The following is a 19,701-nucleotide window of genomic DNA, read 5'->3' on the forward strand; positions in this document are numbered from 1 at the left end:
ATGGATTATCAAATGATAATAAATGTTTCGTTCTGTCGACGAATGAACGAATAGTGTAGATGAATTTCTATAAATTGAAAAATAATCAGCGGAATCCAATGATAAAAATGACATACAAAACCCTGCTTTTGCTACTTCTTATTTCCTACTCATGCGCTGCTCAAAACACGCCTGATGGGAAGGGTTTATTAAAAGGGTTTATTGGTATTTATGAAGGAAACTGTATGCCATCACCGGGTACTCCACCCTGTGAGCCAAAACCTCATTCCACAACTATATATATAACCTCTTTAAGTGAGAAGTTTGAAAATGCATTGATTATAGATAGTGTCAAATCGAATGAGCTGGGTGAATATAAAATCAAGCTCGATCCGGGAACCTACAGCTTATTCCTGCGCGATGAAGAACGTGTAATTTGTGATGTGATTCAGTGTCCCGATCAGTGCTACTGCAACCCTTTTGAAATCGTACAGGATTCCACGACTGTCATTGACGCTAATATTGATCATGCAACTTGGTAAGTATCACAGCGATTTATGACTACCATCACAAAGTGCCGGATTACTCGTCTGCTTGCACATGCAGAGGTATAGCGTCTTGGATTCTTCTGCTTTAAATACTTTTGGTGAGAGTGAGGTGCCTGCATGGGAGCCATCACATAGCGGCTGATTGGAAGACTTACCACATGCGCACCACGCATAGGTCTTACCTTCCTCTACATCAAAAGCCATTGGTTCCTTAGCGGCGATTACTGATTGAGACATATAGGTTCTTTTGGTTGGTTCTTATATATAAGAAAGAACGTACCGATTTTGTTCATTTGTACAGTGGATTTATTCTTCTCTTCTTTCCACAAGTAATACGAACCCCTCATCCAGCAGCAGGTAACCCTGCTCATAGCAAAACCTATAAGTATCTCCTGCCTTAGTGGTATAGCTGTTGGTATAAAAATCAAAGTCAAACCCCTTTTTTAACAACTTATCCCTATGTGTTTTCTTCTTACCATCCGGGTTCAATTCCGATAAGATTCTCCGGTTTTTAGCCAGAACATTATTCACATTTCGCATGTAGTTAGTCACCGCTGAATTTGCCTTATTATTATAGGCATTCCTACATGCATCCGAGCAAAATTTTTTATCAATCCGACCGTGAACAGGTCTTCCGCATTCGGGACATTCTCTATTTTCCATATTTCTAAAGTATTGATTTACAGCAATAAATCCAATTACAAACGACTACAAACGGATAATAAATGACTACAAATATTTAAAAACCGAATCGAAATACACCCCTATCCAACCTTTGCCATCGTCAAACGACAAATTCATCTACCAACAGGTGAATCATTAACAATTTAAAATTTTATTATCATGACAAGTTTAAAAAACAGCGTACAACTAATTGGTAGATTAGGTAACGAACCAGAAGTAAGAACTTTTGAAAGCGGAAAAAAGATGGCAACCTTCTCCCTTGCAACCAACGAAACGTATTACAATAACAAGGGCGAGAAGGTAACCGACACACAGTGGCACAACATAGTGGTATGGGGTAAAAAAGCTGACGTGGTTGAAAACTACCTCAACAAAGGAAGTGAGATTGCACTTGAGGGTAAGCTTATCAATCGCTCATATGAAAAAGATGGTATTAAAAAATACATCACAGAGATCAACATGAATGAGCTCCTAATGATGGGTAAAAAAGATTAAGAAAAACCATCACAAACAAAAGCCCGATCATCGAAATGACCGGGCTTTGCTTTTTTAAATCAAATTTTAACTCTTTGTGATTTTGATTTGATCAAGGGCCTTGCTCCTTGACAATGAACCTTTATCAAAATCTTCCAATGTTTTCATCTTAACTGAAACCTTTATTTCTTTCGGCATCTCACACCCTCTGCATTCTGTTAATCTTACTTTAAAAATCAACATCTCATCAGAGTCAAGACTCCTGATGGTGCGTCCATAGTCCAGGAGGTTTTCTTTAAAAGATTTCTCAAACTCCGGATACATCGCATTGACTTTTTCGTCTCTTTCTTCCTGAGTCAGTCCTGTCTCGCCCGTAGTTCGTATTGTGTGAATGCCTCCATCACTAGTAGAAGAGTAAAATTTCAGACTGAAAGTAACTCCCATATTCTTCAATCTATTATATGCAATACGACGAGACGATAGATAGTAGGTAGAAGAAAGATCCGGTTCGTAAAGCCTTGAAAATATGGTGGCAAAAAGCTCAACATCTTTGGCCACTTCTTCGCCTCCGTCGGAAAATTCGATTTTGCCGATAAAGGAGTCTCTGTTGATTTTTCCTTGCTTATAGGCTGAAATATCACTTTTTAATACCTGAGCTGACATGCCGCCTGAGGTCTTATTGCTGCCACTTGATTTAAAAATGTAAACGTCATTCCTATTCTTGGTTTGCACCACGATCCGATCACTTGGCTTCAATTGTCCAATCAAATCGGCATAATCGGCCAGGAAGGTTGTGATCTGTTCACGAGTCTCTGCTTCCATCTCCTCCATTATTTTGGACTTATCGACATTCACATCCTCCTCATCATCAGGCACCACATCTACAGTCACACTGGCACCATCTTCTTTATCCCTGCGCTCTCTATCGTCCCTTCTTACTCGTGAATCAATAATGGTTACGCCACTGCCACTTGTTGAATAAGCGACTCTCCCACTTCCTGTGGATTTAAACACAAATGGCTTCATTGGAATGGTAAAAACTACACCATAATCAGGCACATAATTGCTTTCAATATTATCGTGGTAAAACACCCGGCTATCTTGCTCGGACAGGGTACCGAGTATATCTTCCGCAATCTTGAGGTCCCTTGTCATTCGTTCTACATCAATCTCTTGGGCGCTGCTCAGAAATGTCACTGCAATAAAGCAGCAAAGCATCATAACTCTGTTTATCATATTCATCTTAATATTCATTATAGTCCTTTTTATTTTAATACTGATTGTCATTTTGAGTTTCATCTGATAACAGACTGGTCAGGATCTGACCCGTTTGTCTGTTAAATCTTTCAGTATCTTCAGAAAGATTTTCAATTCTTGCCTGAATGATTTCCATATCATCTTGCCTCTGAAGATCCATAAAAATGGCAAGGTCCTGAATTACCTGATCGGTATACCTTCGCTGTTCAGTTTCGGATTCTTCCAAAAGCCCACCAATTGTTTCTGCATTATACCTTCGCAATCGATCGATGTAATCATTTAGTAGTCTTTGATCAACAGCAGGTTCATAGGTGCCTGCCTCTGCTATTAAATCACTCTTAGTTTGTTCTAATTTTTGATTAATTAGTTGATTATTATTTTCTAGAGCTATAGTGATCATTTGATCCACTTCGGATTTTGTAAACCTTTCATCCTTAGCTTCTTCAATCTTACCAAACGCTATCTGGATACCACTTTCTCCGGAAGAGAATCTGAAATCTGTGAAGTATGCAGCGGTCATTATCAAAGCAATACTTGCCGCTATGGATAAAGGTATTCTCCACCACTTACCCTCATGACCTACAGCAATTACATTCTTAGCATTTTGAAAGGTGAAAGCGGGAACCTCGACTTCTTTATCTTCAAGATTTCTTATGATACCAAGTGTGGACCTCAATTCATGCAGTTCAGATTGAGCATCTTTATTACCTGAAAGATAATCCTCAACCTCCCTTCTTTCTACTTCATTTAGCTCGCCATATAAGTAAGCTATCAGTTTTGATTCTTCCGGTTTATTGCTCATAACCTAGTGTTTCTTTTGTAATTCTATTTTCTTCTAAATGACTCTTCAATTGCTTCAATCCTCGATACAGCCACGTCTTTACAGTATTCTCAGAAGTATCCAGCACCTCGGCTATTTCCCTGAACTTCATACCTTCATATTCTTTCATAATGATGACAGTACGCTGATCTTTAGTGAGTTGCTCTAAACATTGAAGCAGCACCACCTCCAACTCTTTCTGACGATAGTGTTGCTCCGGGTTAAAGAACCTTCCTTCTGCATACCCTTCTTCTTTTATCGAAGTGTGACCATCTTCACTTGTTGACATAGTGAAAGGAACTGTTCTTGCTCTAGACATTTTCCGTCCCTCTTCGTGGCAGTAGTTTGTTGCAATTCTGTATATCCACGGCTTAAAGCTTCCGACATCTTTGAGCTTCTTGAGATTCCTAAAAACTGCAATAAATGTCCTTTGAGTAATATCCGAAGCAATCTCTTCCACCGAACACTGCTTATAAGCATAGTTATATATACGCTTATACCATAATCCAACAAGCTGATTGAATGAATGCTCATCCCCGGCCCTGGCGCGCTCAATCAGATCATCTGCATTTATCATATTATAAGCTACCTGATTGACTTGCATTGGTACCAGCTATTTTGTGGATAGGTTTTCTTCATCTTGGCTTGGTTTCCTTTAAGATGAAGCTACCCCAAAAAAAGTTTTGGAAAGCATTAAAAAAAATAAGTTTCATCCAAACTAATTGATAATCAAACACTTAAAATTAAGTGATCCGTTTAAATCTAACGCACAAGAATTCTTCCGGTATATTCTTTACCATCTGCTTTTAACCGATAGTAATAGATTCCTGGCTGAATGCCTCCTGTAGGGATAACACCCTGCGAACCAAATACCTCTTGTTTATGAACAAGAGCGCCATGACTATCAATAATTTCAAGGAGTGGTGTTCGGTCTTCGAAGGGCTTAGTTATAATAAACAGTGGCTCTCCTTCCTGAACTGGATTTGGGAAAATTCTTAACGGAATTTCTGTTAAGTAAAATAGAGAACCGGAATTCAACACCAATTCTTCTCCATTTATAAATCGAATGATGGCCCGATGTTCATTATATCCCTGAACGGGCTCGTCATCAAGGTATTTAACCTCATCGGTAAGGTCTGTTATAGTTTCAAGCAATGTATAGCCGCTTGAATTAAAACGTTCCAGAGCTACTTCTTTTACTCCGTATGTTGTTCCTAAAGATAAATTCAGAAATATGCCTGTGTCTAAGGCAACCGTTTGAAAAAAAGACATAACATAACACTCGACCCCTTGTCGTGTAAAATCAAAAGTTGGTGTTCGTAAAAGCTGTTTGCCCCCATCCAAAACCGGCTGAATAGAAATACGAGTATCTCTCAGAAGTGATGCTTGAGACACAATTAATAAAGTATCTGTGGTACTGGTTAGCTCCTCCAGGTTTTTATCTCCAAGAAAAGAAACAATATAATTGGTAGCATTTTCTGAAGGATTCCACCTAAGCATTAACGAATCCGCGCAGTTAAACCCCACAAATGCCTTGAATGGGACTGAAACAGTGAATGTATCTGTCTCATACGTTTCCTCACCTACGACCATTCGGGCTTTAACTGCATCATTAATTTCAGGTGGGCTATTCCACCTCCAGTATCCTTTTGTAAGATCAATGTCATCTGCAAGTTCTGTCCAGTTAATTCCATCAGTTGTATAGCTTAACTCCCCCGTTCCTTCTATGGTAGTCGACCATCTAAAATAAGAACCTGTCTCTCCATTATAAGGCATGTTATCACTACCCGTTGGATAATCCCATTCGAACTGATTATTGATATCATATTGCCAGACCAGAAAATATTCCTGATTTGACATGATTGATGAAGCTTCAATTTCAATAGTATAGGTAATTGCAGGATCATCAATGGTGACCTGCTCTACATTATTTAAGGTATCTATTCCACGTATCGCTTGACTAGATAAGGAGGATATATTAGGACTAGGATCTAAAATCCATGGCAAAGTTTTAGTTGTACCATCATCCAATCTCATATCAAGATCGTTCACTAACGCTTTAAAATCACCGATATTTGCTGCCGGGTCAACCCAAGCTAATGTGACCTTTAGGTTTTTGGCATCCTCTGGGATATTGATAACGAATGTATCCGTATCACCATTTGAAATAGACCCTGAGGTGTATTGTGCGTTTTTTAGAGATTGCAAACTATTCCATGCATTCACACTACCATAACCTGTCAAAAAATCTACTCCTTCAGGACCAACATCATCAGCCCCATTTATTAATAATGCTTTTACCAATGCAGATGGCATATCCTGACCACCATTATCCAATCGGTATTGCTGTTGTAACAATACAGTAATACCGGAAACAAGTGCAGCAGAATTAGAACTCCCAACAACACTGTATGACACCACATCAGGTTTTACTCTACCATCGTAGGCTGGTCCTTTTGAAACAAATGCAGGCATGTTGCCCACTGTATCAACTGAACCTACCACAAGCGTGTTTTTTGCCATCTTAATATTCCCGGTTAAGTTGGCATACCCTTCTATTCCCTGATATTTCCCATCGGAGGCAACCTCTAATCCGGCGTTCCCACTTGAAAAGACATGCAGCAGATATTTATTATTAAAAGCACTTAAGTCATATGCTCGTGCCTGTACGCCATATTCATTGACTCTTTCAATCCCATAGGAATGATTCTGCACATTAATTCCTAAATCCATATAGGTTTGATCAGCATCGGGCATCACATCCGCAAAATCAGAAGATGTAATGGTTGCATTATTTGCAACACCACGTCCTGTAATAAATGAATTGCCGGCACCAGCAACAATGGTGGCCATTTCGGTGGCATGGTTGTCAATAAACTCACTTTCCAAGCCATAGAACTGAGATCGGTTGATTAGGTCAATATCATCTTCCTGAAATCTATTTTCTTTTAGTGAGACCAATTCTGATGATCCATCAAGCTCCGGAAAAAAGTGATGAATTTTATTGACCCGATTAGGATTCAGATTCAAATCAATCACCCTGCTTTCCAATTCTGGCGTTACCGTCTTATCTGTAACGTGCAATACTTCAAGTCGCGGCAATAGCTTTTCCTTAATATCCCTTAGTGTCCCTGTAATTAAGTAGGTGTTGCTTGAAGGATAAGCAGCAATAACATCAAAAGAGTCAAACAATGTATTTGTTTCACCATCTGCCACTACTAAAAACCTTGTGGATGACGCTTCATCAACATCTAATTTCCAGACATCACTTAGTGACCATACCTTACTACTTGTTTTGGAAAAGTTTGTAATTCGAACGACATGATGTTGAGCATCAAAGGATTTAAAAATCTGAATGTTTCGATGGTTTCGCTTTATCTCATTTACATCCCCCTCAATCAAATAAAAACCTTCGCTGAGTTCGGCTGTATCATCCATCTGATTTTGAATAACCTTATCCCACCCATTAAGATTTTGTGCAGAAATATTACTAAACCAAATAATTAGGAATACGCTTATAAAAACACCTCTCATAGGTTTGCCAAATTAGATAAAACACCAGATATTATCGACTAGCAAATAATATTCGTCGATTAATAAACTTATTCAGTTATACATTGGCAATAATGTAATTTTTTTAATTGAATATTGGACTTTCAACTTGTTATTCAAAATAATATTTGTTTTATCAAGTGATAATGTTGATAAAAAAATAGAATATTACTTTTAAAAATTAAAACATAGTTTTTATATTGGCATTAAAATGTTTAACCTAATATTATTATGAGAAGATTAAATTTATCGCTATGGAGTGTGTTAATCATGTTCCTGGCAGTTGGTTTCACCTCTTGTTCATCTGAAGAAGAAGCCCCTTTGGCTAATGAAATTTCAGATGAAGTCCTTGCACAGTTTACTGATATAGGATTCGATGTAAGTGACATTGAACTTATCAACAAGAAAAACGAACTAACTGGTGAAGTCACCAGGGGATACTTGCTAGAGCAAGATATGTTCGTGCCTGTAGAGCAACTTCAGGAAATGGTAAACAGTGACTTTTTTGGACAACTAGAGCAGTACAGAACAAGTGCATTGGTTTCTTCCAGCAATTACAACATTGACATCATCGGTTACACTGGTGGTTCTTATGCGCTGGACAACACAATGAGAACTGCACTTCAGTGGGCTGTGAACAATTACAACAGACTAAACATCGGTCTGAACTTCAACCTTTCTTACGGAACAAACTATGGTAATAAAGACATAGTTGTTTACAGAGTAAGTGGTGGTGGTGGAGGTTCTGCCGGATTCCCTTCTGGTGGCAAGCCTTACAAGTGGGTTCAAATTCAGTCTGGAACTAGTAATTACGGAACCAATGTAGTTGAGCACGTAATCACTCATGAAATTGGTCACTCTGTTGGATTCCGTCACACTGACTACTTCAACAGATCAATTTCTTGCGGATCCGGAGGAAACGAAGGAAGCGCTGGTGTTGGAGCAATCCACATTCCTGGAACTCCTACAGGAGCAGACATGAATTCAATTATGCTAGCTTGCTTCAGCGCAAATGAGGACGGAGAATTCGGAAGCTATGACATTACTGCACTAGAGTACCTTTACTAAAAAAAGGCCCTCACCAAAGAAAAGCCGACTCGAACGAGTCGGCTTTTTTTATTCAATTTTTTCTATGGAGTGAATTACACCATTAAAAGTGAAAGAGTCTCCCTCTTTCTTCCCTTCCATTTCTTTGCTGATTGGCGCGTTTCCTGAAATAACAAAAACCTGCTTCTCTCCTACCTGGATTTGGCCAAGCGCCGCACCAAGAAAGAACACCGACTTATCCGTAAAAACCAAGCACCCATGCGCTACTTCACTACAATGCTTCTCAGCATCAATAGCATCCAATGTCATGCGTTGATCAGTCAGTAAGTCCAGCTGTTTACCCAGACGATTCCGCTCTTGCATCATCATCTCTCGCCCAGTCTCATACTTATCTCCCATGCTACTTTTGGTTTCAGCAATTGCCGATTCCCTTACCGCGTCTAATTCTGCTTGCAAATCCTCAATTTTCTTCTCGAGGTAATCTTTGCATGTTTTGTGTACTTCTGATTTTGAAACTGCCATATCAACAAACATAACCGCTATCGGACGATTATGATTCCGTAAATAATTTCTCTACATCATTCTTTATCTTTTGGTATCCTTCTTTAACCTCAGACATAGCGTCGTTTACTTCAGTCTTCACATTATTCCAGTTCTCCTTTGTTGCGTTTTTGGTTTGCTTAATCGCATCCTCCAGCTTTTCTCTTCTCATTTCAAGATCAGCCTTTGCTTCTTCAAGAGTACGCTCTACCGGACCTTCATTAATATTTAGCTTATCTTCAATGTCGTCAATGGCATCATTAACGCTTGATTTCATTTTCTCAAGGTCCTCGACTACCTCTTCTCTCTGTTCTTCGAAATTACTGTCCTTGCTTTCACCGGAGCTACAAGCAAACATGAAAATCAATGCTAGAATTGACAATGATTTTAATGTGATTTTAGAGTATTGAATAATAGTTTTCATAGTCATATAGTTTTTAATGTTCATTGATGTAACAGATAGAAAAATTGTACCAATAAATAAAAGGCTGTCTACAACAAATAATAGCAGGTTAATTACCGTGAGAATTCTCAAATTGGGAATTTTATAATCAGCTTGAGACAAATAATCAATGAAATGTTTTACAACATCTCCAAATCGGTAATCGGCATAGTTTTCGGTACTAATGAAGGCATTTACACCTAAACAATAAATTGACATGCTTACATGGACAGTAATATTTCTTATCGTTGCATTAGTAGCCGGACTTTTTGGGTTCACTAAAATTTCAAGAGGAGCCGCCGGAATCGCTCGATTCCTGTTCCTTATTTTCGTGATCTTATTGATTCTTTCATTAGTCACAGACCTCTTCTCATAGATATTGGGACTCAGTCACAGTGGCTGGGTTCTTTTTTTTAATTCATTTTCTACATATAAGAAACATATTTTTTAAGTGTCTCGTTAACGTATTTCAATTATCAATTTCTACAAACACGAAAGATTTAGTAACCTTGCAAATTAACGGAAGTAGTGCCTTCAATGAAGCATAGAAAAGTAAAGCCACCAGGATGGATTCAAAGACTCGTTGAACGATACTGTGAACCATATCTTTTCGAGGGTATTTCAGGAGATTTAGAGGAACTCTTTTTTGAAAATGTAGAACAAAAAGGTCCAGCAAAAGCCAGAATAATCTATTTACTACAAGCGCTCGGCTTTTTCAGGATGGGATTTAAAAAACGATCAAAAAGAGTATCCAATATGAAAGCTATTTGGACTAATTACCTACTTACCTCCTTTCGATCCTTAAAAAGGCAAAAGGCACCATTATTTATCAACTTGCTTGGACTAGTGCTTGCAATTACATGTAGTCTCTATGCGATGATCTTTATCCATGATGAATCAAAGTTTGATGATCATATTAAAGAGAATAAATCTATATACAGACTATACAAGCATCACATCAATGTATCTGAAGGTGTTGATCACTTTACCTATGAAACTTCTGGGATGATGGGACCCACCATGTATGATGAGTATCCTGAAATTACAAATTATGTGAGGGTTCTTCCTTGGTGGAATGAAGAGGTATTGAGTTATGAAAAAACCAACATTGCAACACCATATCTCTTTTTCGCAGATTCTAATTTCTTCAAGTTTTTCGACATTGAAATTGTCCAGGGAGATCCAAATGAAATCTTAAGAGCTCCATCATCAATAGCACTTAGTGAACCTCTGGCAAAGTCACTTTTTGGAGATTCTAGTCCAATTGGAAAAAAATTGATTGGTTTAGGCGATTTACCCTACACTGTTACAGGTATTTTCAAAGCCCCTCCAAGACGTTCATCGCTTCAATATCATGCAGTGATATCATGGAAAACCACCATTCCTGCGGTAGGACCACTTAGCTTCAATTGGATGAATAACTGGCTTGCTCAAGGCATTTCAACTTTTGTGAAGATAGCTCCTGAAACTAACCCGGAACTTCTGGCAGACAAACTTCCAGAAATGATGAGGCGTCACTTCGCTGAGCGAGCAGATCACTATTTTCTTAAGTTCATGCCATTGGATGAAATGTACTTGACCAACAAGGAAATACGACCGGCGGGCTCAGCAAAAACAAAAAGAGGAAACTACACATTCATTCTAACGCTTGGGCTATCAGCCATACTCATTTTAGTCATCGCAAGTGTCAATTACATTAACATGATGCTTTCCAGAGCCACTCAGACTCAAACAGAAGTTGGAATTAGAAAAGTGATGGGCTCGTCCAGGCCTCAGCTTGTCGCTCGATTTATTTCCGAAACACTAATCACTACTCTTTTTGCCAGTGTGATCAGCATAATAATTTTGGCTCTTCTTCTACCATTCCTCAATGAACTGACAGGCAAATCATTAAACGTCGAAATCATTTTTCAACCACTTACGCTAATCAGTCTTATCGCATTTATATTAGGAGTTAGCCTAATAGTAGGGCTTTACCCTTCAACTGTCCTTTCGGCTCCACCAATATCTTCAATTCTTCAAAAATCAGCTCAAATGGGCTCAATAGGATGGTTTAGAAAATCTTTACTAGCGGTTCAATACATGATATCCATTTTTTTATTGATATGCACTATTGTCGTAATGAAGCAGAATCATTACCTCAAAAACAGACCGCTTGGATTTACCAAAGAAAAAGTTTTGGTGGTTGAATTGAATAATGAGATGAGTGATAAGGGAGCTGTTTTTGAAGAGGAGTTAAGGAAACATCCCAACATACTGCAAGTATCAACTTCCAGGTCTGCTATTGGTGCCGGTAGCTATTCTACTACGGTTATACCGGAAGGATATACTGATGAGCTTGGAACCCGCATTTATGAAGTAGACCAAGAGTTTTTTGAGACTTATGAAATAGAAACAAAATTTGGCAGAACATTTCGAAAAGGATCAATGGCCGACTCCATGAACATAATAGTAAATGAAGCAATGGTTGAATTTATGGGCTGGAATGACCCAATCGGAAAACACATCAGAATGACCCCAGAAGGTCATCCATTTCCAATTATTGGAGTGGTTAAAGACTTTCATATTTTTTCATTGGCCACTAGTAAAATAGAACCGATGATACTTTTCTTTAACCCTGTTTCCCATCAAAATACATCCATCAAAATTGGAGATGGTGATGTAATGAACACCATTAATCACATTCAAACTAGCTGGGACAAACTTGCCGACCGAACTCCACTCAGCTTTTATTTTCTAGACTCATGGTACAATGATTTATACCTAAAAGAAACCAAGCTGTTGAAAATGGCTTCCATTTATGCTGTTATAAGCATCATCTTGTGCGGACTGGGACTTTTTGGTCTTACCTCTCTGGCGCTTCAGCAACGAAAAAAAGAACTAAGTATAAGAAAAGTACTAGGTGCATCCGTAGGGTCACTGATAAAATTGGTAAACTCACAATTCTCCGGAATAATATTAATCAGCTTTGTTATAGCTGCTCCTATCTCTTATTACCTGGTTTCAGAGTGGCTTGAAAATTTCGAGTATGGCATCACAGTCGATGCTTTTGCATTTATTTTGGCGGGCGGGTTTACTTTTATTATCAGCGGACTGATTATAAGTGGACTGTCTCTCAAAACGGCTAATACCAATCCATCTAAAACTTTAAGTAATGAATAACCTATGAAAGGAACGAACCTGGGCGAACTGGAAGAATTGATCATGCTAACCGTAGCAGTACTATACGATGAAGCTTATGGTGTAGCAATTCAAAAAGAAATAAAAAAGCGATGCAATCGCTCAATTACTATTAGCACGGTACATGCTGCGTTGGCTCGGTTACAATCCAAAGGATATGTAGATTCAAGATATGATGGAGCTACACCCGAGCGTGGTGGCCGCAGAAAACATCTTTTCCGAGTAACAAAGTCAGGTCAAAAAGTGTTAGAACAAGTGAAAAAACAGCGAAATGCAATCTGGAATGAAATTCCTTCTATTGCGTTCAATACCTGATGATTTTCGACACTTCATATCCGGATAAAGAAACTACAAGAAAAATTAATAAAGCAGTTGGCTTGCCATACTCATGGAAGGAACGCTGGAAAATGGGGGGTATAGGCTCCAGACGGATGACCATTCATGCAATTAGTGAAGATTACAAAAAGTATTTAAATGCTGATCACTATATATCAACTGCTAGTATTGAGTTAAGACCAAAAGGGATTATTCTTCATTTTCGGCATAAACTACAGGTCTATTCCTGGATCATGCCTTACGAAGCGTTGACCATTGATTTCAATGAATATTTGAAACTTGAGAGTTCAGACCAATTTATAAAGTTCAATGATCCAGGAAATGAAAAATTCATTCGTCGGATGATTGATGCTCAGAAGATTTCCAATATTTCATAATCAATTAGAACTTTCATTACTTATTATATGTATATACATTAAATGTAAATACGTTAATAATTATGAATAAGTCAATCCTATTTGAAACATACCAACTTGGTGGTCTTGAGCTTAAGAATAAAGTGATAATGGCACCAATGACCAGAAGTAGAGCAGATCAAAATCATGTACCTACTTCCATCATGGCGAAATATTATGAACAGCGAGCTGGTGCAGGGTTAATCATCACGGAAGGAACCGCACCATCACCAAATGGTGCAGGCTATCCACGAATTCCCGGAATCTATAATCAAGATCAAATAGAGGCGTGGAAACCAGTTACTAAAGCTGTGCATGATAAGGGCGGAAAAATATTTATTCAGCTGATGCATACTGGTCGGATTGCCCACCCTTTGAATCTACCTGAAGGAGCTGAAGTGGTTGCACCTTCCCCTATAGCTCCTGCATCAACGGAGATGTATACAGATCAGGAAGGAAGTCAGAAAATTCCTGTAGCAAAGGAAATGACAAAGAAAGACATTGATCAGGCGATTGAAGAATACGTGCAAGCAGCTAAAAATGCCATCGAAGCTGGCTTTGATGGGGTAGAGCTTCATGGGGCAAATGGTTACTTAATAGAGCAATTCATTAATCCGGGAAGTAACAGAAGAACGGATGAGTATGGTGGAGCCGTAGAAGGTCGTTCAAAGTTTGCTTTGGAAGTTGCCGCCAAAACAGTCAACGCAATTGGTGCAGATAAAGTAGGAATCAGACTATCACCGGGTGGTGCATTCAATGACATTAATCCATTCGATGGACAAGAGGAAACCTACTATTTTCTGGCTAAAAAACTTAAAGAACTTGGTTTGGTCTATATCCATTTGGTGGATCATTCTTCCATGGGAACACCTGTAGTACCAAAAGAGCTAAAAGAAGGGATTAGAGATCGATTTGAAGGTACTGTTATCATTTCCGGAGGATATGATCGAAATACTGCAGCGAGCGATCTGGAAGATGGATTGGGTCACTTAGTAGCATTTGGAAGGCCATTCCTGGCTAATCCGGATTTAGTAGAACGAATGAAGCAAAATGCGGAATTGAATGATCCTGATTTTGATACTTTCTATACACCGGGTGAAAAGGGGTATACCGATTATCCGGAATTAGAAACGAGTAGTAGTGTTGGTTAGTGGTGTGAGGCCCGCTGAAAAGCGGGCTTTTTTATTCCAAAAGCTTAGCTTTCATTATCGTCTCACGCTTGACCTTGTAAAATTCCTGATGAATATCAAATGGAGGTTTTCCATTGGGTTCTAAGTGAAAATAGGTTCCATCTTCCTTCATCTCATATGTATTTACATTGTCTTTAAGATTATAAGCTAGAATATTGATCGCCTGTTGCTTCAAAAGCGGATCAGATATAATAAATAAGGACTCTAACCTACGGTCAAACGATCGTACCATCATATCCGCACTTCCACAATACACCTTTGGATCGCCATCATTATGAAAGTAGAAAATCCGGGAGTGCTCCAGGTACTCTCCTACGATGGATCTGACTGAAATATTTTCACTTAGCCCCTCACGACCGGGTCTCAAGCTACAGATTCCCCTCACGATTAGCTTGATACGAACACCAGCTTTGGAAGCCTCATAAAGTGATTGGATGACATCTTTGTCCTGCAGTGAATTTAGCTTGATCACAATGCCGCTCGGCTTTCCCTCAACTGCATTTTCACGTTCCTTGTTGATTAATGCAATTAAACCCTGACGCATGTGTGTTGGTGCAGTGATGAGGTTATCGTACTCCTCCGGCATGCTATGTCCGGTTATTACATTGAAGAATTCCTGTACATCATTCGCATACGATTCATCAGAGGTTAAAAGGCTGATATCTGTATATAATTTAGAAGTCACTTCATTGTAGTTACCACTACTCATGTGAACGAAGCGATTCACTTTCTCTTTTTCTTTTCTGACAATAAGCAATAGCTTGGTATGTGTCTTAAGGGAGCCTACACCATAGATTACAAAGCAACCGGCTTTTTGCAGCTTAAGCGCTTGCTTCATGTTATTCTCCTCATCAAATCGTGCCTTCACTTCAAACAGAACTGAAACGTGCTTACCGTTTTCAGCAGCCTGCAATAGTGCATCCACCACTCTACTATTCTTCGCTAACCGATAAATCGTAAGCTTTATTGACAACACATGTGGATCCTCAGCTGCTTGCTCCAATAAATCAAGCAAGGGCTCAATGGTGTTGTAGGGATGGTGCAAAAGTATGTCCCGATCCTTTAAGATTTTGAACATGTCCTGATGTTCCAGATCTGACATACTTACCGGTGGAACGGGCTTTGGTCTTACAGGCAAGAAAGAGCTAAAATCTTCGTGATTAACAATTTGCCAGAGGCAAGTAAAGTCAATCAAAGAACCCTCTGGTGTAACCTTAATATTCTCACTACCTATCTCATATCGCTTTTTGAGCTGCTTAATTAGCCACGGGTCTGCCTCCTCTTCTACCTCCATTCTAACCACACGACCGGTTTTACGCGTTTTCAGCTTCTTCTTCATCTCCTCAAGGAAATTGGCTTCAATGTCCTCTGATTCCTCAAGTGTGAAGTCACCATTCCTGGTTACTCGAAAAAGCGAGCTGGAAATGATATCCACATTTTTGAAAATGTGATCCAGGTGCTGCTCTACGATCTTTTCAATCGGCACAAAGATGACTTTGTCTTTCTCATTTACTTCAAAAAAACGAGGAAGGTTCTGGGGTAACTGAATGAAAGACATCTTCTTCTTCTCCCGAGACTTCAACGCTTTAGTGACCACTCCAAAAATCAGGATGTTATTCACCAAAATCGGAAATGAATGGTATGGGTCAAACACCATCGGCGTAAGCATTGGGAAGATGGTCTTCTCAAAATACCTACTGGCTGATTTCCTTTGCTTCTCAGTTAATTCATGATAATCCTTTATTTCAAAATTATGTTGCTTGAATGAAGGCTTTAGATCAAGAAAAAGCTGATTTTGTTGTTTCCCAAAATCTTTGAGACCCGACAATAATTCATTTTTAAACGGTATGGCCTGTAGACCTGAATAATCCACCCGGTCGTTTCCATAATCCAGGTAGTTGTAAAGACTTCCTACACGAATCATGAAGAACTCATCCGCATTACTGGAAGTGATCGCCAGAAACTTCAATTTCTCAAATAAGTTTCGCTTCTCCTTTCTGGCCTGATCCAATACACGATGATTGAATTGTAGCCAGCTAAGGTCACGACTGATTAGATCGCTTTTTCTTATGAGTGTTTGAGCAGTTTCCATGAGGTATTTAACAAAAATAAGCCTGTCCCACCAGACGTGAAACAGGCTTACATTAAGGTTTCGAAATATTTTTAGATGATGTTCATCTCAGTAAGCACTCCATTGGTTTTTCTTACTGCATCTGCACTTTCCTGAAGTTTAGCTTGCTCAGCATCATCAAGATCGATATCAACGATCTTTTCAACTCCATTTGCTCCAATGATAGCAGGAACGCCAATGCAAATATCTTCCAGGCCGTACTCACCTTCCAGCATGCATGAGCAAGGGAACATTTTCTTGGTATCGCAAGCGATTGCCTGAACCATAGCTGAAACAGCTGCCCCAGGAGCGTACCATGCAGAAGTTCCTAGCAGCTTAGTCAAAGTTGCTCCACCTACTTTCGTTTCTTCCAACACGTAGTTCAGCTTATCATCATTCAAAAACTTAGAAACCGGCACACTGTTTCTTGTAGCCAATCTGGTCAATGGAATCATGCCAGTATCGCTGTGACCACCGATCACCATTCCATCTACATCAGATGCAGGGCAATCCAATGCTTCTGCAAGTCTGTACTTGAACCGAGCAGAATCAAGCGCACCCCCCATACCGATAATTCGGTGTTTCGGAAGGTCCAGTGCTTTGTGAGAAAGGTAGGTCATGGTATCCATCGGATTGGAAACCACAATGATGATAACATTTGGAGAATGCTTGATCAAGTTCTCTGCTACTGACTTTACAATTCCGGCATTGGTTGAAATTAGTTCTTCTCTGGTCATTCCCGGCTTACGCGGAATACCTGAAGTGATAACCGCTACATCACTGTCGGCAGTTTTTGAATAATCGTTTGTAGAACCAGTTATTTTGGTATCGAAGCTGTTCAGAGATGCCGTTTGCATCAAGTCCATGGCTTTTCCTTCAGCAAACCCTTCTTTGATATCGATCAATACTACTTCTGATGCAAAATCTTTGATTGCGATGTATTCGGCACAGCTTGCACCTACTGCTCCAGCGCCTACTACGGTTACCTTCATGATGTATTTATTTTTTAAAGTTTCATTGAAAAATTCAAGCGCAAAAGTAGTGATTAAGGGGGAGAAATACGGGTTTAAAACGATTGTTTATCAGGTTTAAACTCAGTTAATGCGTACCAATCTTGCAGAAAAAATCTACAGCGTCATTCATCGATATGAACCTCCATTTGATTTAATGTCTATCAACTTTTTAATATGAATTTTTGATTTTCAAAGATAATATACCTAACATTGTTATATACATAAATATCTTAGGTATGTATTCTAATGAATTAATTCGAGGAACACTTAAAACGATCATCCTGCAATTATTGAGTGAAAACGATAAGATGTATGGATATGAATTAAGTAAAGTTGTGAAAGAAAGAACCAAAGACAAGATCGTTCTAACTGAGGGTGCCTTATACCCTATCCTACATAAACTGGAAAAAGATAAGCTTGTCACTGTCACCTTTGATACGGTAGGCAATCGTACGAGAAAGTATTACGCTCTTACAGAAAGCGGGAAGAATAGCTCAAAGGTCAAGCGAAATGAACTCTTTGACTTTATGGAAACGCTAAGTGCATTTATGAACCCAAAAACTTCTGTACAATGCATGCATTAGAGAAAGATCAGTTAAGGAAGGTTGAGGATAAAATCAGAGAAGCTGAATTAGCTAACCCATCCCTATCCATCGATCTTTTGGATCACATCTGTTGCATGATAGAAGAAAAACTGGATGATGATACCACATTTGATGAGGCTGAGAAAGAAGTGCTCGAATCAATCAACACGCAGCAACTAAAAGAGATAGCTCTCGAAACAGAATTTTTAACTCAAAATAAAATTGTCATGAAAAAACGCACGTTAATTACAGGAGTAATTTCACTTCTGATCATTTTAGCAGCCATCGTTCTTGAATATACCGGTTTAAAAGGAGGACCGCTACTGATATTTGTTGGTGCCTTTGTTGGTATTTTCGGATTTGGTACAATGATTATCATTGACCGATTCTCGTACACCAAATCGAAAGAGTCGAGATTAAAAACAATCTTGGGATTCATTGGAACAGGATTTTTCTTAGCAGGAATTGCTTTTCATTTCACTGCATGGCCTTTCGGACCTGCACTTATAATTACCGGAGGGATTATATTTTTCGGGTATTTCGTCCTTGACAGTATTTACTCCTCGAGAAATAATGTTACTATCTGATCATCAAATTTCAATCCCTTATGAACCCGTCTCAAAAAGACGGGTTTTTTAATGAAAATAAACAGTTGTGAACCACATCAATACTTAGACATCAACTCCTACTCATTTCATCCAATTTCCTCTGAATAGCATGTAGTTGTTTTTGAAGTTTCCGGTTTTCTTCTGAAACAAAATCCTTAATATGCTGCTCCTCCTCTTGCAGGTTTTCAAGAGACACTTCATTCATTGTATTGACTACAATAGCGATGAAAATGTTAAGTGTGGTGTATGTAGCTATTAGAATGAATGTGATAAAATAAATACCTGTAAATGGCACGCCATCCATGATCGGTCGTGCAATAGCTGAAGACCAGCTCTCCAGGGTCATGATCTGAAAAAGGGTATAAAAAGCCCTGCCCATATCTCCGAAATACCTCGGGTACATTTCACCAAAAAGATTTACTCCTATAACTGAATAGACATAAAAAACGATTGATAATAAAACAACAATCCACCCAATACTTGGCAGTGATTTGACAAGCGACTCAATGATCAATCGTAGTTTGGGAATGCTTTTTAGCAATCTTAAGGTTCTGACAATTCTTAAGGCACGGAATATGGAAAATGACCCAGCTGCCGGGACGAGTGATACAGCTATTACCAAAAAATCGAAAAGATTCCATCCGTCTTTAAAAAAACCGGTTTTATAGACAAAGATCTTGAGCATGATCTCCAGACTAAACAATACCAAAATCACCAAATCAAAAAGATCAATTAGGTATCCATAATTAAACATTACCACATTGGAGGTTTCCAGCCCAATGAGTAAAGAGTTGACAATTATGATCGCAGTAATAATGGAGTGAAACTGACGGGATTCGAAAAATAGCTTAAGCCGATCTCGTAACGTGCCTGTATAAGATAATGTAAGAAAATGCATGAGTAAGTGTTGCAAATTGAAAGAAAGGAAGTGCCCTCTCGGAC

General features: G+C 38.9%; 21 protein-coding genes. 10 read left to right on the top strand and 11 right to left on the bottom strand.

The window, feature by feature from the left end:
* Window positions 1–107: 107 nt before the first annotated feature.
* On the top strand, window positions 108–521 hold the full coding sequence (locus tag ACQK2H_RS14780; protein WP_425392146.1) for a hypothetical protein: 414 nt from the start codon (window positions 108–110) through the stop codon (window positions 519–521).
* A gap of 3 nt (window positions 522–524) precedes the next feature.
* Here ACQK2H_RS14780 and ACQK2H_RS14785 read toward each other — a convergent pair whose 3' ends face one another.
* Together ACQK2H_RS14785 and ACQK2H_RS14790 are read right to left on the bottom strand one after the other, a co-directional pair.
* Window positions 525–764 carry a CDGSH iron-sulfur domain-containing protein gene (locus ACQK2H_RS14785; RefSeq protein ID WP_425392147.1) on the bottom strand — a complete coding sequence of 80 codons (240 nt, stop codon included), beginning with the start codon at window positions 762–764 and terminating at the stop codon, window positions 525–527.
* A 69-nt stretch (window positions 765–833) separates the two neighbouring features.
* On the bottom strand, window positions 834–1,190 hold the full coding sequence (locus ACQK2H_RS14790; RefSeq protein WP_425392148.1) for a hypothetical protein: 357 nt from the start codon (window positions 1,188–1,190) through the stop codon (window positions 834–836).
* 180 nt (window positions 1,191–1,370) lie between these two features.
* On the opposite strand from ACQK2H_RS14790, the gene ACQK2H_RS14795 reads away from it, so the two are divergent.
* On the top strand, window positions 1,371–1,706 hold the full coding sequence (locus tag ACQK2H_RS14795) for a single-stranded DNA-binding protein (protein WP_425392149.1): 336 nt from the start codon (window positions 1,371–1,373) through the stop codon (window positions 1,704–1,706).
* A gap of 66 nt (window positions 1,707–1,772) precedes the next feature.
* Here the strand turns inward: ACQK2H_RS14795 and ACQK2H_RS14800 are convergent, their stop codons facing one another.
* The 4 genes from ACQK2H_RS14800 to ACQK2H_RS14815 form a co-directional block, all read right to left on the bottom strand.
* Window positions 1,773–2,921: a hypothetical protein gene (locus ACQK2H_RS14800; RefSeq protein WP_425392150.1), complete on the bottom strand. Its 1,149-nt coding sequence runs from the start codon at window positions 2,919–2,921 to the stop codon at window positions 1,773–1,775.
* A gap of 34 nt (window positions 2,922–2,955) precedes the next feature.
* Window positions 2,956–3,744 (bottom strand): anti-sigma factor family protein, encoded by a 789-nt coding sequence (locus tag ACQK2H_RS14805; protein ID WP_425392151.1) that lies wholly within the window; start codon window positions 3,742–3,744, stop codon window positions 2,956–2,958.
* Window positions 3,734–4,366 carry an RNA polymerase sigma factor gene (locus tag ACQK2H_RS14810; protein ID WP_425392152.1) on the bottom strand — a complete coding sequence of 211 codons (633 nt, stop codon included), beginning with the start codon at window positions 4,364–4,366 and terminating at the stop codon, window positions 3,734–3,736. Before ACQK2H_RS14810 ends, ACQK2H_RS14805 begins: the two co-directional genes overlap by 11 nt.
* Before the next feature lie 158 nt (window positions 4,367–4,524).
* On the bottom strand, window positions 4,525–7,296 hold the full coding sequence (locus ACQK2H_RS14815; RefSeq protein WP_425392153.1) for a S8 family peptidase: 2,772 nt from the start codon (window positions 7,294–7,296) through the stop codon (window positions 4,525–4,527).
* 249 nt (window positions 7,297–7,545) lie between these two features.
* Here ACQK2H_RS14815 and ACQK2H_RS14820 point away from each other — a divergent pair, with 249 nt between their 5' ends.
* Window positions 7,546–8,382, top strand: coding sequence for a M57 family metalloprotease (locus tag ACQK2H_RS14820; protein ID WP_425392154.1), 837 nt, complete (start codon window positions 7,546–7,548; stop codon window positions 8,380–8,382).
* A gap of 48 nt (window positions 8,383–8,430) precedes the next feature.
* On the opposite strand, the gene ACQK2H_RS14825 is transcribed toward ACQK2H_RS14820, so the two are convergent.
* Window positions 8,431–8,883: a hypothetical protein gene (locus tag ACQK2H_RS14825; protein ID WP_425392155.1), complete on the bottom strand. Its 453-nt coding sequence runs from the start codon at window positions 8,881–8,883 to the stop codon at window positions 8,431–8,433.
* A 28-nt stretch (window positions 8,884–8,911) separates the two neighbouring features.
* The gene (locus ACQK2H_RS14830) at window positions 8,912–9,562 is read right to left on the bottom strand and encodes a hypothetical protein (RefSeq protein WP_425392156.1); all 651 of its coding nucleotides are present in this window, start codon (window positions 9,560–9,562) and stop codon (window positions 8,912–8,914) included.
* Between ACQK2H_RS14830 and ACQK2H_RS14835 the strand changes: the two genes are divergently transcribed.
* The 5 genes from ACQK2H_RS14835 to ACQK2H_RS14855 all read left to right on the top strand — a co-directional run bounded on the left by ACQK2H_RS14835 (window position 9,561) and on the right by ACQK2H_RS14855 (window position 14,405).
* Window positions 9,561–9,719 carry a DUF1328 domain-containing protein gene (locus ACQK2H_RS14835; RefSeq protein ID WP_425392157.1) on the top strand — a complete coding sequence of 53 codons (159 nt, stop codon included), beginning with the start codon at window positions 9,561–9,563 and terminating at the stop codon, window positions 9,717–9,719. The two genes, ACQK2H_RS14830 and ACQK2H_RS14835, sit on opposite strands and share 2 nt — an antisense overlap.
* A gap of 161 nt (window positions 9,720–9,880) precedes the next feature.
* Complete coding sequence (locus ACQK2H_RS14840) at window positions 9,881–12,505, top strand: FtsX-like permease family protein (protein WP_425392158.1); 2,625 nt, start codon at window positions 9,881–9,883, stop codon at window positions 12,503–12,505.
* 3 nt (window positions 12,506–12,508) lie between these two features.
* Entirely contained in the window at window positions 12,509–12,838 is a 330-nt protein-coding gene (locus ACQK2H_RS14845) for a PadR family transcriptional regulator (protein ID WP_425392159.1), read from the top strand.
* On the top strand, window positions 12,838–13,236 hold the full coding sequence (locus ACQK2H_RS14850) for a hypothetical protein (protein ID WP_425392160.1): 399 nt from the start codon (window positions 12,838–12,840) through the stop codon (window positions 13,234–13,236). The genes ACQK2H_RS14845 and ACQK2H_RS14850 overlap by 1 nt, the downstream gene beginning before the upstream one ends.
* Before the next feature lie 62 nt (window positions 13,237–13,298).
* Complete coding sequence (locus tag ACQK2H_RS14855) at window positions 13,299–14,405, top strand: alkene reductase (RefSeq protein WP_425392161.1); 1,107 nt, start codon at window positions 13,299–13,301, stop codon at window positions 14,403–14,405.
* 31 nt (window positions 14,406–14,436) lie between these two features.
* Here the strand turns inward: ACQK2H_RS14855 and ppk1 are convergent, their stop codons facing one another.
* Together ppk1 and mdh are read right to left on the bottom strand one after the other, a co-directional pair.
* Entirely contained in the window at window positions 14,437–16,536 is a 2,100-nt protein-coding gene (gene ppk1 / locus ACQK2H_RS14860) for a polyphosphate kinase 1 (protein WP_425392162.1), read from the bottom strand.
* 71 nt (window positions 16,537–16,607) lie between these two features.
* Window positions 16,608–17,546 (bottom strand): malate dehydrogenase, encoded by a 939-nt coding sequence (gene mdh / locus ACQK2H_RS14865; protein WP_425392163.1) that lies wholly within the window; start codon window positions 17,544–17,546, stop codon window positions 16,608–16,610.
* 257 nt (window positions 17,547–17,803) lie between these two features.
* Here mdh and ACQK2H_RS14870 point away from each other — a divergent pair, with 257 nt between their 5' ends.
* Both ACQK2H_RS14870 and ACQK2H_RS14875 read left to right on the top strand, forming a co-directional pair.
* A complete protein-coding gene (locus tag ACQK2H_RS14870) occupies window positions 17,804–18,151 on the top strand; it encodes a PadR family transcriptional regulator (RefSeq protein ID WP_425392164.1) in 348 nt (115 codons plus the stop codon).
* The gene (locus ACQK2H_RS14875; protein WP_425392165.1) at window positions 18,139–18,738 is read left to right on the top strand and encodes a hypothetical protein; all 600 of its coding nucleotides are present in this window, start codon (window positions 18,139–18,141) and stop codon (window positions 18,736–18,738) included. The genes ACQK2H_RS14870 and ACQK2H_RS14875 overlap by 13 nt, the downstream gene beginning before the upstream one ends.
* Window positions 18,739–18,829: 91 nt before the next feature.
* Here ACQK2H_RS14875 and ACQK2H_RS14880 read toward each other — a convergent pair whose 3' ends face one another.
* A complete protein-coding gene (locus ACQK2H_RS14880) occupies window positions 18,830–19,657 on the bottom strand; it encodes an ion transporter (RefSeq protein WP_425392166.1) in 828 nt (275 codons plus the stop codon).
* Window positions 19,658–19,701: the final 44 nt, after the last annotated feature.

This window comes from Ekhidna sp. (genome assembly GCF_965228795.1).
Lineage (GTDB): Bacteria > Bacteroidota > Bacteroidia > Cytophagales > Cyclobacteriaceae > Ekhidna.

What these genes read in the sequence shown, in the direction of transcription:
- ACQK2H_RS14875 (WP_425392165.1), top strand. Translation starts at nt 18,139, where the DNA reads ATGCATGCATTAGAGAAAGATCAGTTAAGGAAGGTTGAGGATAAAATC.
- ACQK2H_RS14785 (WP_425392147.1), bottom strand. Translation starts at nt 764, where the DNA reads ATGTCTCAATCAGTAATCGCCGCTAAGGAACCAATGGCTTTTGATGTA.
- ACQK2H_RS14850 (WP_425392160.1), top strand. Translation starts at nt 12,838, where the DNA reads ATGATTTTCGACACTTCATATCCGGATAAAGAAACTACAAGAAAAATT.
- ACQK2H_RS14805 (WP_425392151.1), bottom strand. Translation starts at nt 3,744, where the DNA reads ATGAGCAATAAACCGGAAGAATCAAAACTGATAGCTTACTTATATGGC.
- ACQK2H_RS14845 (WP_425392159.1), top strand. Translation starts at nt 12,509, where the DNA reads ATGAAAGGAACGAACCTGGGCGAACTGGAAGAATTGATCATGCTAACC.
- ACQK2H_RS14870 (WP_425392164.1), top strand. Translation starts at nt 17,804, where the DNA reads ATGTATTCTAATGAATTAATTCGAGGAACACTTAAAACGATCATCCTG.
- ACQK2H_RS14830 (WP_425392156.1), bottom strand. Translation starts at nt 9,562, where the DNA reads ATGTCAATTTATTGTTTAGGTGTAAATGCCTTCATTAGTACCGAAAAC.
- mdh (WP_425392163.1), bottom strand. Translation starts at nt 17,546, where the DNA reads ATGAAGGTAACCGTAGTAGGCGCTGGAGCAGTAGGTGCAAGCTGTGCC.
- ACQK2H_RS14800 (WP_425392150.1), bottom strand. Translation starts at nt 2,921, where the DNA reads ATGATAAACAGAGTTATGATGCTTTGCTGCTTTATTGCAGTGACATTT.
- ACQK2H_RS14820 (WP_425392154.1), top strand. Translation starts at nt 7,546, where the DNA reads ATGAGAAGATTAAATTTATCGCTATGGAGTGTGTTAATCATGTTCCTG.
- ACQK2H_RS14780 (WP_425392146.1), top strand. Translation starts at nt 108, where the DNA reads ATGACATACAAAACCCTGCTTTTGCTACTTCTTATTTCCTACTCATGC.
- ACQK2H_RS14795 (WP_425392149.1), top strand. Translation starts at nt 1,371, where the DNA reads ATGACAAGTTTAAAAAACAGCGTACAACTAATTGGTAGATTAGGTAAC.
- ACQK2H_RS14835 (WP_425392157.1), top strand. Translation starts at nt 9,561, where the DNA reads ATGCTTACATGGACAGTAATATTTCTTATCGTTGCATTAGTAGCCGGA.
- ACQK2H_RS14880 (WP_425392166.1), bottom strand. Translation starts at nt 19,657, where the DNA reads ATGCATTTTCTTACATTATCTTATACAGGCACGTTACGAGATCGGCTT.
- ACQK2H_RS14840 (WP_425392158.1), top strand. Translation starts at nt 9,881, where the DNA reads ATGAAGCATAGAAAAGTAAAGCCACCAGGATGGATTCAAAGACTCGTT.
- ACQK2H_RS14825 (WP_425392155.1), bottom strand. Translation starts at nt 8,883, where the DNA reads ATGGCAGTTTCAAAATCAGAAGTACACAAAACATGCAAAGATTACCTC.
- ACQK2H_RS14810 (WP_425392152.1), bottom strand. Translation starts at nt 4,366, where the DNA reads ATGCAAGTCAATCAGGTAGCTTATAATATGATAAATGCAGATGATCTG.
- ppk1 (WP_425392162.1), bottom strand. Translation starts at nt 16,536, where the DNA reads ATGGAAACTGCTCAAACACTCATAAGAAAAAGCGATCTAATCAGTCGT.
- ACQK2H_RS14815 (WP_425392153.1), bottom strand. Translation starts at nt 7,296, where the DNA reads ATGAGAGGTGTTTTTATAAGCGTATTCCTAATTATTTGGTTTAGTAAT.
- ACQK2H_RS14790 (WP_425392148.1), bottom strand. Translation starts at nt 1,190, where the DNA reads ATGGAAAATAGAGAATGTCCCGAATGCGGAAGACCTGTTCACGGTCGG.
- ACQK2H_RS14855 (WP_425392161.1), top strand. Translation starts at nt 13,299, where the DNA reads ATGAATAAGTCAATCCTATTTGAAACATACCAACTTGGTGGTCTTGAG.